Origin of the sequence: Serratia sp. CY29653 (assembly GCF_052169255.1) — a bacterium.
Taxonomy (GTDB): Bacteria; Pseudomonadota; Gammaproteobacteria; order Enterobacterales; family Enterobacteriaceae; genus Serratia; species Serratia sarumanii.
In genome coordinates this window covers 2,417,246-2,429,343 of record NZ_JBJNLC010000001.1, presented here as the reverse complement: position 1 = coordinate 2,429,343, position 12,098 = coordinate 2,417,246, and the positions used below count along the sequence as shown (strand labels likewise).

12 protein-coding genes, 2 tRNA genes and 1 other RNA gene are annotated in these 12,098 nt (G+C 56.9%); 14 read left to right on the top strand and 1 reads right to left on the bottom strand.

Annotation, left to right across the window (positions count from 1 at the left end; genetic code table 11):
* Window positions 1-7: 7 nt before the first annotated feature.
* Window positions 8-1,906 carry a bifunctional metallophosphatase/5'-nucleotidase gene (locus ACJ8HN_RS11740; RefSeq protein ID WP_442523444.1) on the bottom strand — a complete coding sequence of 633 codons (1,899 nt, stop codon included), beginning with the start codon at window positions 1,904-1,906 and terminating at the stop codon, window positions 8-10.
* 683 nt (window positions 1,907-2,589) lie between these two features.
* Between ACJ8HN_RS11740 and cydA the strand changes: the two genes are divergently transcribed.
* From cydA to ACJ8HN_RS11670, 14 genes are all read left to right on the top strand, one after another.
* The gene (gene cydA, locus ACJ8HN_RS11735; protein WP_019454034.1) at window positions 2,590-4,158 is read left to right on the top strand and encodes a cytochrome ubiquinol oxidase subunit I; all 1,569 of its coding nucleotides are present in this window, start codon (window positions 2,590-2,592) and stop codon (window positions 4,156-4,158) included.
* A gap of 14 nt (window positions 4,159-4,172) precedes the next feature.
* Entirely contained in the window at window positions 4,173-5,312 is a 1,140-nt protein-coding gene (cydB, locus tag ACJ8HN_RS11730; protein ID WP_019454033.1) for a cytochrome d ubiquinol oxidase subunit II, read from the top strand.
* Window positions 5,313-5,329: 17 nt separating this feature from the next.
* Window positions 5,330-5,443, top strand: a complete 114-nt coding sequence (cydX, locus tag ACJ8HN_RS11725; RefSeq protein WP_004939868.1) for a cytochrome bd-I oxidase subunit CydX — start codon at window positions 5,330-5,332, stop codon at window positions 5,441-5,443.
* Entirely contained in the window at window positions 5,443-5,739 is a 297-nt protein-coding gene (ybgE, locus tag ACJ8HN_RS11720; RefSeq protein WP_033637471.1) for a cyd operon protein YbgE, read from the top strand. Before cydX ends, ybgE begins: the two co-directional genes overlap by 1 nt.
* Before the next feature lie 130 nt (window positions 5,740-5,869).
* Window positions 5,870-6,274, top strand: a complete 405-nt coding sequence (gene ybgC / locus ACJ8HN_RS11715; protein ID WP_025160034.1) for a tol-pal system-associated acyl-CoA thioesterase — start codon at window positions 5,870-5,872, stop codon at window positions 6,272-6,274.
* Window positions 6,271-6,954: a Tol-Pal system protein TolQ gene (gene tolQ / locus ACJ8HN_RS11710; protein ID WP_004939862.1), complete on the top strand. Its 684-nt coding sequence runs from the start codon at window positions 6,271-6,273 to the stop codon at window positions 6,952-6,954. Before ybgC ends, tolQ begins: the two co-directional genes overlap by 4 nt.
* A 12-nt stretch (window positions 6,955-6,966) precedes the next feature.
* A complete protein-coding gene (gene tolR / locus ACJ8HN_RS11705; protein ID WP_004939859.1) occupies window positions 6,967-7,395 on the top strand; it encodes a colicin uptake protein TolR in 429 nt (142 codons plus the stop codon).
* Window positions 7,396-7,475: 80 nt separating this feature from the next.
* A complete protein-coding gene (gene tolA / locus ACJ8HN_RS11700) occupies window positions 7,476-8,678 on the top strand; it encodes a cell envelope integrity protein TolA (RefSeq protein ID WP_033647156.1) in 1,203 nt (400 codons plus the stop codon).
* Window positions 8,679-8,810: 132 nt separating this feature from the next.
* Window positions 8,811-10,103: a Tol-Pal system beta propeller repeat protein TolB gene (tolB, locus tag ACJ8HN_RS11695; RefSeq protein WP_004939856.1), complete on the top strand. Its 1,293-nt coding sequence runs from the start codon at window positions 8,811-8,813 to the stop codon at window positions 10,101-10,103.
* Between the two features lie 44 nt (window positions 10,104-10,147).
* Window positions 10,148-10,657, top strand: a complete 510-nt coding sequence (pal, locus tag ACJ8HN_RS11690; RefSeq protein WP_025160033.1) for a peptidoglycan-associated lipoprotein Pal — start codon at window positions 10,148-10,150, stop codon at window positions 10,655-10,657.
* Window positions 10,658-10,666: 9 nt separating this feature from the next.
* Entirely contained in the window at window positions 10,667-11,461 is a 795-nt protein-coding gene (cpoB, locus tag ACJ8HN_RS11685; RefSeq protein ID WP_060706282.1) for a cell division protein CpoB, read from the top strand.
* 178 nt (window positions 11,462-11,639) lie between these two features.
* Window positions 11,640-11,715, top strand: a tRNA-Lys gene (locus tag ACJ8HN_RS11680).
* 15 nt (window positions 11,716-11,730) lie between these two features.
* Window positions 11,731-11,855: non-coding RNA, RtT sRNA (locus ACJ8HN_RS11675), on the top strand.
* Window positions 11,856-12,011: 156 nt separating this feature from the next.
* Window positions 12,012-12,087 (top strand) — tRNA-Lys (locus tag ACJ8HN_RS11670).
* Window positions 12,088-12,098: the final 11 nt, after the last annotated feature.

Here is a 12,098-nt window from a genome sequence, read left to right as displayed (position 1 = left end):
GCGACGATCAGAAGTCGTTGAGCGCCTTGATCAGCGCGATCCGATCCTGCAGGCGGCGCTGTTGCACCGGATCCACGGCGGCTTGGCGCTGTTGCTCCAGCGAGGTGAGGGCGGCGCGGTAATCGTCGGCGTTGCGGAACAGCGCGTTTTTGACGTTGATCGACGCGACGTTGGTGTAGCGGCCGTCGTCGGTGGTCGGTACCTGGATAACGCCCTCATTGAGCAGCCGTTTGACGATCGCCCGCTGCGGTTCGTATCCCTCCATGCCGATCAGCTTCCAGCGCTGCGGCGGCACGCCCTGATACTGGCCGTGTTTCACCTCCGTCAGGTAGCGCAGGGTCAGGTGGCGAATGGTGCCTTCTTCTTCACCGTATTGCGCTTTGCTGTCGAACAGCACCGGGAAGGATTGCCCCTCCAGCGCGCCACCCTTTTGCGTCAGGTGGCCCATGCGGTAACTGTTCATGCCCAGACGGATCGGCATATCGTCGGTGACCGGCGTGCCGTCCGTCAGGCGCAGATCGACAATGCGCGCGCCGGTGGGTTGGCGCAGATCGATGGTGTAAGTGACGCCGTCGAAGAAATCGTTGGTGGAATATTTGGACGATCGCCGCGCCGGGTTAAAGCTGTAGGTGACGTCGCCCGGCTGCAGCTGATTGAAATAGTCGGCGGACCACTCCATGTAGCGTTTAAGCGCTTTGCCGTTGAGCTGATACACGGTGATCTCGCCGCCGGCGTATTGGTAGTTAAAGGCGATATCCTTGGCCTTGATGTCGCCGACGTCCAGTTTGGCGCGATCGTTGTCGATCTGCAGGGCGATCACCTGCGCCAGCGGCGCATAGTGGCGGGCGGCCTGCTGGAACAGCGCGTTGATGCCGGTATCCTGCACGTGCACCTGGGGAATGCCGCGGAATTCGTCGGCGGGCACCAGATCGCTGCCGCTCAGCTTCGCCACGACCCGGTTGGCATTGGCGCGCAAAATGTCATGGTACGGCTGGTAGAGAGCCTGCATGGCGCTGTCCGGCGTCATCCCCTTGATGGGGTAGGTGTAGCTGTTTTTGTCGATCAGCGTGAATTTGCCGTCGCGGCGTTCAAACTGCAGATCGATGCGCGACAGCGCGCGGCCGTATTTATCCGGCTCGGTGATGATGACGCCGTTAACCACCGCTTTGTCGATCTTCACATGCATATGGCCGGCGACGATCGCCGCCAGCTCCGGGTTGGCGTTGGCGATGTCGGCCACGCCGGTGCCGGGGCGCTGGTTCTCATTGTCGATGCCCATATGCGCCACCAGCACGATGGCGTCGACCTGGCCGTCGATTTGCCTGATGACCTGCTTCACCGCCTGCACCGGATCGGTGAAGTTCAGCCCTTTGATGCGATCGGTGCCCTTGGCGAATTCCGCGGTCATCGGCGTGTCCATGCCGATAATGCCGATCTTCACGCCCTGGCGTTCGACGATGGTGTAGGCCGGCAGATAGGGCTTGCCGTTGTCCCAGACGATATTTCCCGCCAGCGCCGCGCCCTTGAACTGCTTGAGCGGCGTAGCCAGCACCGGCAGGCCGAAGTCGAACTCGTGGTTGCCCATCACCCAGACGTCATAATTGAGCGCGTTGAGGCCCAGCATCATCGGGCTGACGGCCTCATGCTTGAAGGTTTCGACGAAGTTGCCCTGAATGGTGTCGCCGGCGTCCACCAGGATCAGGTTGGGCTGCTCGGCGCGCACCTTTTTCACCTGGGTGGCTATCTGGCTCAGGCTGCCCGCCAGATTCTCCGTGTCGCTGGCGTAGTCCCAGGGCACGAAGGTGCCGTGCAGATCGGAGGTGCCCAGCAGGGTGATATTTACCGTTTCGGCGGCCATGGCGTTTCCCGAGAGTCCCAAGACAGAGGCAAAGATGATTTTTTTCATAAGTTATTGTCACTCAATGCAATTTTAACATAAGCGGTCATTCTGCTACAAAATCGCAACCTTTACGATCCCATCGCGAGAAATAGACTAATATTGGAGAGAGATTTGTTGTTTTGTGACTGCTATCACTGTCACGGCTTATTGGAAATAAAAGGTTAATTATGTCGCATAATAAGCGCGTAATAATACAATGGCGGCTCTTTTAAATTACATTTATTTAACACAAAAATATCATTAAAAAACAATTAAACCATTGCGCAACATGACCCTAAGAAAATTATGCGAAATGTGCTGATGAATATGGAAATAAGATGCGGATAGGCTTAAATTGTCTCAGATCAAATTAGCCCGAAGTACCTCTTTCGGCTAAGATTTGACCTGTAACCAAAAGTCTAACCCACGTCACGTAAAAACCTATTTATTGTGTGGGATTGGGCGAGTATCATCCATGTTGTGATTATGGATGGTTGATCTTGTTGCATTTGTTACCCGTTGTCGGTTTTCAGTGGCGTGCTTGTCGAGGGCCCGAGGGGCTATTGGCCGAGTGTGCGGTTGAAAGCGGAGAAGCTGGATCAAATTTGTTGTGTTTAAGGGCATTCACTGCGGGGCGTTACTGGCGGCTTTGAAAGAGGCGTGCCGATAACCGCGTGTCGGAGTCTTCCTGCGAGGAGCAAGGAGTCAAGATGTTTGATATTGTCGAACTGTCGCGCTTACAGTTTGCTTTAACGGCGATGTACCATTTCTTATTTGTCCCATTAACGCTCGGTATGGCGTTCTTGCTGGCAATTATGGAAACGGTATATGTCCTGTCTGGCAAACAAATCTATAAAGACATGACCAAATTCTGGGGAAAGTTATTTGCGATTAACTTTGCTCTGGGTGTGGCCACCGGTTTGACCATGGAGTTCCAGTTCGGGACTAACTGGTCGTATTTCTCTCACTACGTCGGCGATATCTTCGGGGCCCCACTGGCTATCGAAGGTCTGATGGCGTTCTTCCTTGAATCGACGCTGGTCGGCCTGTTCTTCTTCGGCTGGGATCGTCTGAGCAAGGTGCAGCACATGGCGGTAACCTGGTTTGTGGCCCTCGGCTCCAACCTGTCCGCGCTGTGGATCCTGGTCGCCAACGGCTGGATGCAGAACCCGATCGCGTCGGATTTCAACTTCGAAACCATGCGCATGGAGATGGTCAGCTTCTCCGAACTGGTGCTTAACCCGGTTGCGCAGGTGAAATTCGTTCACACCGTGGCTTCCGGCTACACCTGCGGCGCGATGTTCGTTCTGGGCATCAGCTCCTACTACCTGCTGAAAGGCCGCGACATCGCCTTCGCCAAGCGCTCCTTCGCCATCGCTGCCAGCTTCGGTATGGCTGCCATTCTGTCCGTTATCGTTCTGGGTGATGAATCCGGCTACGAAATGGGCGACGTGCAGAAAACCAAACTGGCCGCTATCGAAGCGGAATGGGACACCCAGCCGGCGCCAGCGTCCTTCACCCTGTTCGGCATTCCCGATCAGGACAAGATGGAAAACTCCTTCTCTATTCAGATCCCGTATGCGCTTGGCCTGATCGCCACCCGCTCCACGGACACTCAGGTCACCGGCCTGAAAGATCTGATGGCGCAGCATGAAGTGCGCATCCGCAACGGGATGAAAGCCTACCAGCTGCTGGAAGAGCTGCGCGGTGGCAACACCGATCCTGCGGTGCGCGCCGAATTCAACAAAACCAAGCAAGACCTGGGCTACGGCATGCTGCTGAAGCGCTATACCCCGAACGTCACCGACGCGACGGAAGCGCAGATCCAGCTGGCGACCAAGGACTCCATTCCGCGCGTGGCGCCGCTGTACTTCGCCTTCCGCATCATGGTGGCCTGTGGCGTGATCATGCTGTTGATCATCGGCCTGTCGTTCTGGAACGTGATCCGCGGCCGCATCGGCCAGAAAAAATGGCTGCACCGCGCGGCGCTGTACGGTTTGCCGCTGCCTTGGATCGCGATCGAGTCCGGCTGGTTCGTGGCGGAATACGGCCGTCAACCGTGGGCGATTGGTGAGGTGCTGCCGACGGCGGTCGCCAACTCTTCGCTGACCGCGGGCGACATTCTGTTCTCGATGGGGCTGATCTGCGGCTTGTACACCCTGTTCCTGGTGGCTGAATTGTACCTGATGTTCAAGTTTGCGCGTCTGGGTCCAAGCAGCCTGAAAACCGGCCGCTATCACTTTGAACAACCGACTGCCGCCGTGCAGGAAGCGCGCTAAACAGGAGTCCACGTATGTTTGACTATGAAGTACTGCGATTTATTTGGTGGGTCCTGGTTGGCGTACTGCTGATCGGCTTCGCCGTCACCGACGGTTTCGACATGGGCGTCGGCATTCTGGTGCGCATCATCGGGAAAACCGATACCGAGCGCCGGGTGATGATCAACTCCATCGCCCCGCACTGGGACGGTAACCAGGTGTGGCTGATCACCGCAGGCGGCGCGCTGTTCGCAGCCTGGCCGATGGTCTACGCAGCGGCCTTCTCCGGCTTCTACGTCGCCATGATCCTGGTGCTGGCCGCCTTGTTCTTCCGCCCGGTCGGTTTCGACTACCGTTCCAAGCTGGAGAGCAGCCGCTGGCGCAACATGTGGGACTGGGGCATCTTCATCGGCTCCTTCGTGCCTGCCGTGGTCTTCGGCGTGGCGTTCGGCAACCTGCTGCAGGGCGTGCCGTTCCACATGGACGAGTACATGCGCCTGTTCTACACCGGCAACTTCTTCCAACTGCTGAATCCGTTCGGTCTGTTGGCGGGCGTGGTCAGCCTGACCATGCTGGTCACCCAGGGGGCGACCTACCTGCAAATGCGCACCACCGGCGAGATCCACCTGCGTTCACGCGCTGCGGCGCAGATCGCGACGCTGATCATGGCGGTGTGCTTCCTGCTGGCGGGCGTATGGCTGGTGAAAGGCATCGACGGCTTCGTCGTGACGTCGGCGCTGGACACCCTGGCGGAATCCAACCCGATGCGTAAAGAAGTGGCGCATCAGGCCGGCGCCTGGCTGATCAACTTCAACAAGTATCCGCTGCTGTGGGCGTTGCCTGCGCTGGGCGTGGTGCTGCCGTTGTTCACCATCCTGTTCTCGCGTCTGGAGAAAGGCGCGCTGGCGTTCGTCACCTCGTCGCTGACCATCGCCTGCGTCATCCTCACCGCCGGGGTCACCATGTTCCCGTTCGTGATGCCGTCCAGCACCGTGCCTAACGTCAGCCTGACCATGTGGGACGCGACGTCGAGCCTGTTGACGCTGAAAGTGATGACCGTCGTGGCGGCGATCTTTGTGCCTATCGTTTTGGCGTACACCAGCTGGTCGTACTACAAAATGTTCGGTCGCCTCGACAAGAACTACATCGAAAACAACAAGCATTCGCTGTACTAAGGATAAGGAGCTAAACCATGTGGTATTTTGCCTGGATTCTCGGAACGCTTCTTGCCTGCGCCTTCGGCATCATCACGGCGCTGGCGCTTGAGCAGAGCGAAGCAACCAAAGCTCAGCAAGACGGTAAGTGATGAGCTCGTCCGTGATTGACAAGCTGTACGCTGTCACCGACAAGGGCCCGATCCGGGCCCTTTCCCTGGTGCTGGCGTTGGTTTTGGCGGGGTGCGTGTTCTGGGATCCGACGCGTTTCGCCGCCAAAACCAGCTCGCTGGAGATTTGGGAAGGGCTGTTGCTGATTTGGGCGGTGTGCGCCGGGGTGATCCACGGTTTCGGATTCCGCCCGCAGCGCAGCGTCTGGCGCGCTTTTTTTGCGCCGCTTCCCGCAATTGTGATCTTGTGCGCAGGATTACTTTACGTTTCTTTATAATCTCCCCGATGTCCCCATGTTATGGGCTCTCACGGCCCATAATTATTTTCATTCCCATCTTGTAACCCATTCCCAACCCGATCCGTCTTGCGTATAGTAGCAGCGTTAAATTGCATTGCTGGGAAGTAGAGTGAGTAATACGTTGTTTCGATGGCCGGTTCGCGTTTACTACGAGGATACCGATGCCAGTGGTGTGGTCTATCACGCCCGCTACGTCGCCTTTTTTGAAAGAGCGCGCACAGAGATGCTGCGTCAGCACAACTTTCATCAACAGCAGCTGCTCAGTGAACAAGTCGCTTTTGTCGTCCGGCGCATGACGGTGGATTATCTGGCTCCGGCTCGTCTCGACGAGCAACTGGAGGTGCAGAGTGAAATCACCTGTCTGCGCGGGGCTTCTCTCACGTTTGCTCAACGCATTGTCAATTCTGACGGGGCCCTACTGAGCCAGGCAGATGTCCTGATTGCCTGTATTGATCCACACCAAATGAAGCCGAGAGCGCTTCCTAAGTCTATTGTCGCGGAGTTTAAGCAGTGACTGACATGAACATCCTAGATTTATTCTTGAAGGCGAGCCTGCTGGTTAAGCTTATCATGTTGATTTTGATATGCTTCTCGGTAGCCTCCTGGGCGATCATCATTCAGCGCACCCGCATCCTCAATGCGGCGACGCGTGACGCCGAAGCCTTTGAAGACAAATTCTGGTCCGGTATCGAGCTTTCCCGTCTGTATCAGGAAAGTCAGGCGCGTCGCGATAGCCTGACCGGCTCCGAGCAGATCTTCCATTCCGGCTTCAAAGAGTTCGCCCGCCTGCACCGCGCCAACAACCATGCGCCGGAGTCGGTGATCGAAGGGGCGTCGCGCGCGATGCGCATTTCGATGAACCGCGAGCTGGAAACGCTGGAAACCCATATTCCGTTCCTCGGCACCGTCGGTTCGATCAGCCCGTACATCGGCCTGTTCGGCACCGTGTGGGGGATCATGCACGCCTTTATCGCACTGGGCGCGGTGAAGCAAGCCACGCTGCAGATGGTGGCGCCGGGTATCGCCGAAGCGCTGATCGCCACCGCGATCGGTCTGTTCGCCGCCATCCCGGCGGTCATGGCCTACAACCGTCTCAACCAGCGCGTCAACAAGCTTGAGCAGAATTACGACAACTTTATGGAAGAGTTCACCGCTATTCTGCATCGTCAGGCCTTCTCCAGCGACAGCAAATAAGTAGGAGGTAGCATGGCGAGAGTACGTGGACGTAGTCGGCGCGAGCTGAAGTCCGAAATTAACATCGTTCCGCTGCTCGACGTGTTGCTGGTGCTGCTGCTGATCTTTATGGCAACCGCGCCAATCATCACGCAGAGCGTGGAGGTTGACCTGCCGGACGCCACCGATTCCAAAACGGTGTCCAGCGATGACAATCCGCCGGTGATCCTCGAGGTTTCCGGCGTAGGTCAATACACCCTGGTGGTGGATCACAACCGTATGGAGCTGTTGCCGCCTGAGCAAGTCGCGGCCGAAGCCAAGTCGCGTTTGGCGGCTAACCCGAAAACGGTCTTTTTGATCGGCGGTGCGAAGGAAGTCCCTTACGATGAGATTATCAAGGCATTGAATATTCTCCATCAGGCGGGCGTGGCTTCCGTAGGGCTGATGACCCAGCCAATCTGACCGTAAGGCGAACGGCAACCCGGTTCCTGCGCTGCGGCCAGGAACCCCGTATAAGCAACACCAGTTTTTGGGAATCTATTTTGGTAAAGGCAACTGAGCAAAACGATAAGCTGAACCGCGCCGTTATTGTTTCGGTCGTTCTGCACTTCATACTGATTGCCCTGCTGATTTGGGGATCGCTGCAGGAAAATGTCGACATGGGCGCCGGCGGTGGCGGTGATGGCACCGTGGTGGGCGCGGTGATGGTCGATCCCGGCGCGGTGGTGGAGCAGTACAATCGCCAGCAGCAGCAGAGCAACGATGCGCAGCGTGCCGAAAAGCAGCGCCAGAAAAAGGCGGAGCAACAGGCCGAAGAGCTTCAGCAGAAGCAGGCGGAGCAACAGCAGCGCCTGAAAGAGCTGGAGAAAGAGCGTTTGGCGGCGCAGGAGAAAGCCGCGCAGGACGCCAAAGCGCAGGCTGAGCAACAGCAGAAGGCGGCGGAGCAGCAGAAACAGGCCGCCGAGCAGCAAAAAGCGGCGGAAGCCGCCGCAGCCAAGGCCAAAGAGCAACAGAAGGTCGCCGAGGCCGCCGCCGCGAAGGCGAAGGCTGAAGCGGACAAGATAGCCAAAGCGCAGGCGGACGCGCAGAAGAAAGCCGAAGCGGAAGCCAAGAAAGAAGCGGCCGCCGCTGCCGCCGCCAAGAAACAGGCGGAAGAGGCGAAGAAAGCCGCGGCCGCCGCCGCAGAGCAAAAAGCCGCAGAAGCTGCGGAGAAGAAAGCGGCCGCTGAAGCCGAGAAAAAAGCCGCAGCGGAAGCCGAGAAGAAAGCTGCGGCCGAGAAAGCCGCTGCCGCCAAGAAAGCAGCCGCGGACGCCAAGAAGAAGGCCGCCGCTGAGGCTGCGAAGCAATCGGAGGAGGTCAACGATCTGTTTGGTGGCCTGGCGGACGGCAAGAACGCGCCGAAAGGCGGCGGTGCCAAATCGAAGGGCGACGGTAAACCGGCCGGGCAGGGCAATGCCAAAACGGCTGGGGCCAGCGGGGCGGATATCAGCGGTTATATGGGGCAAATTCAGGGGGCGATTCAGAGCAAGTTCTATGACGCCAGCTCGTTCGCCGGCAAAACCTGCGATCTGCGTATCAAGCTGGCGCCGGACGGCCTGCTGATAAGCGTACAAGCGGCGGGCGGCGATCCGGCGCTGTGTCAGGCCGCGGTGTCTGCCGCCAAGTTGGCGCATATACCGAAGCCGCCGAGCGATGCCGTTTATCAGCACTTTAAGAATTCTATCCTTGAATTCAAACCGAAATAACGGTTGATTGACTGAGTGATATCACAGGGATGTACTAAGGTAACCAACAGGGATTATGTAGTTTTACGTAAGTTGGTTTGTTAAAATTCTGCTAATTTATCGCAGGCATCCCGCCTGGATAAGGGAGATGAGATGAAGCAGGCATTTCGAGTAGCGCTAGGTTTTTTAATTCTGTGGGCGTCCGTGCTGCACGCGGAAGTTCGCATTGAAATCACCCAAGGGGTCGACTCCGCTCGTCCGATTGGCGTGGTGCCGTTTAAATGGGCGGGCCCAGGCACGCCGCCGGAAGATATCGGCAAGATTGTCGGCGCGGATCTGCGTAACAGCGGCAAATTCAACCCGATCGACGTGGCGCGCATGCCGCAGCAACCGACCTCCGCGTCTGAAGTGACTCCGGCGGCCTGGACTGCGCTGGGCATCGACGCCGTGGTTGTCGGCCAGGTTCAACCTGGCGCCGACGGTAGCTACCTGATCTCCTACCAGCTGGTGGACACCTCGGGTTCGCCGGGCACCGTATTGGCGCAGAACCAGTATAAAGTGACCAAACAGTGGTTGCGTTATTCTGCCCATACCGCCAGCGACGAAGTGTTCGAGAAGCTGACCGGCATCAAGGGCGCGTTCCGTACCCGTATCGCCTACGTCGTGCAGACCAACGGCGGGAAATTCCCGTATGAGCTGCGCGTAGCGGATTACGACGGTTACAACCAGTTTACGGTGCACCGTTCGCCTGAGCCGCTGATGTCCCCGGCCTGGTCGCCGGACGGCAGCAAACTGGCTTACGTGACCTTTGAGAGCGGCCGTTCCGCGCTGGTGGTGCAGACCCTGGCTAACGGCGCCATCCGCCAGATCGCCTCGTTCCCGCGCCACAACGGTGCGCCGGCGTTCTCGCCGGACGGCAGCAAACTGGCCTTCGCGCTGTCCAAGAGCGGCAGCCTGAACCTGTACGTGATGAACCTCGGCTCCGGCCAGATCACGCAGCTGACCGATGGCCGCAACAACAACACCGAACCGACCTGGTTCCCGGATGGCCAGTCTCTGGCGTTTACCTCCGACCAGGGCGGGCGTCCGCAGATTTATAAAATCAGCGCCAGCGGCGGTGCCGCACAGCGCCTGACGTGGGAAGGCTCTCAGAACCAGGATTCTGAAGTCAGCTCCGACGGTAAATTCCTGGTGATGGTCAGCACCAACAGTGGTGCGCAACACATCGCCAAACAAGATCTTGGATCGGGCGCCGTTCAGGTTTTGACCGGTACCTTCCTCGATGAAACGCCTAGTATTGCGCCAAACGGCACCATGGTGATCTATAGCTCGACGCAAGGTATGGGCTCCGTGCTGCAGTTGGTGTCAACTGATGGGCGTTTCAAAGCGCGTCTTCCGGCAACTGATGGACAGGTCAAATTCCCTGCCTGGTCGCCGTATCTGTGATGCATGTGTAAATATGTATGGCAAACTATAAAAGGATCAAAGAAATGCAACTGAACAAAGTGCTGAAAGGGCTTCTGCTGGCACTGCCAGTTCTGGCTGTAGCAGCTTGTAGTTCTAACAAAAGCGCAAACAACGACCAATCTGGTATGGGCGCTGGCACTGGTATGGAAAACGGCAGCAGCAACCTGTCTTCCGAAGAACAAGCTCGTCTGCAGATGCAAGAACTGCAGAAGAACAACATCGTTTACTTCGGCCTGGACAAGTATGACGTAAGCTCCGAATTCGCTCAGATGCTGGACGCGCACGCTGCATTCCTGCGTAACAACCCGTCTTACAAAGTGACCGTTGAAGGCCACGCTGACGAACGCGGCACGCCGGAATACAACATCGCTCTGGGTGAGCGCCGTGCTAACGCCGTTAAAATGTACCTGCAGGGTAAAGGCGTTTCCGCTGACCAGATCTCTATCGTTTCTTACGGTAAAGAAAAACCAGCAGTACTGGGCCACGACGAAGCGGCTTATGCTAAAAACCGTCGTGCCGTTCTGGTTTACTAAGAGAATCGCATGAACAGTAACTTCAGACGTCACCTGTTGAGTCTGTCGTTACTGGTTGGCGTAGCGGCCCCCTGGGCCGCTACTGCCCAAGCGCCAATCAGTAATGTCGGCTCCGGCTCGGTCGAAGACCGCGTCACCTCGCTTGAGCGCATCAGCAATGCTCAAGGCCAGCTTTTAAATCAACTCCAGCAACAACTCTCTGATAACCAACGCGACATTGATTCTCTCCGTGGGCAAATCCAGGAAAGCCAGTATCAGTTGAATCAGGTGGTTGAACGCCAGAAGCAAATCTATCAGCAGATGGATAGCCTCAGCCAGGGCGGCGCTCAGAGCGCCTCTGCGGCCGCGGGCGCTGCCGGCGGGGCAGCCGCAGGCGCATCTTCCGATGCGAGCGGCAGCGCTCCCGCAGCCGCCTCCGCCACGCCGAGCGGCGGTGATGAGAACAGCGACTACAACGCCGCTGTTTCTCTGGCACTGGAAAAAAAACAGTATGACCAGGCGATTTCCGCCTTTCAGTCCTTCGTAAAACAGTACCCGAAGTCTACTTACCAGCCCAACGCCAACTATTGGCTGGGCCAGTTGTTCTACAACAAGGGTAAAAAAGACGACGCGGCCTACTATTTTGCGGTGGTGGTGAAGAATTACGCTAAATCACCGAAGGCGCCGGACGCCATGTACAAGGTGGGTATCATCATGCAGGAGAAAGGGCAGGCCGATAAAGCCAAAGCCGTGTTCCAGCAGGTGATTAAACAGTACCCAACCAGTGCGGCGGCCAAACAGGCGAAAAGTCGCGTAGGCGGTTAACAGTCAGAAAAATGAGCCCAGAAGTTAGTCGATTTGACCGATTTCTGGGCTCATTCGCGTGAAGAACAAGCAGTTGAACGCATCGGTAAAAAATTTAGGTTGCGCTGCCAAGATAAATTAGTAATATATGCCGCCGTTGCCAAGACATCTTGCAAGATGTTAAAGCGGCAGGGAAATTGGGTCGTTAGCTCAGTTGGTAGAGCAGTTGACTTTTAATCAATTGGTCGCAGGTTCGAATCCTGCACGACCCACCATTCTTTAAGAATGGCTGCGATAGAGAATCGTAAAGGATGAGAACCGTTAAGGTTCGAGTCTCGCGAAGCGAGACAACATCACTCCGGTGATGTCCCGCAAGGGCGAGGCCAAAGGCCGAGTTATCCTGCACGACCCACCATTCTTTAAGAAAGAATGACAGCTTCAGAATCGGTTTGATGTGGCAAAGTAAAGGTCTGAGTCGAGTACCCGTCGAGTTGTCCTGAACATCCCCATCCTTGTTTTCCGCGAGTTGGTTTCAGTAACCCATTCGCCATCAGCAGTAAACCACATCAGTGGGTCGTTAGCTCAGTTGGTAGAGCAGTTGACTTTTAATCAATTGGTCGCAGGTTCGAATCCTGCACGACCCACCACTCTTTAATAG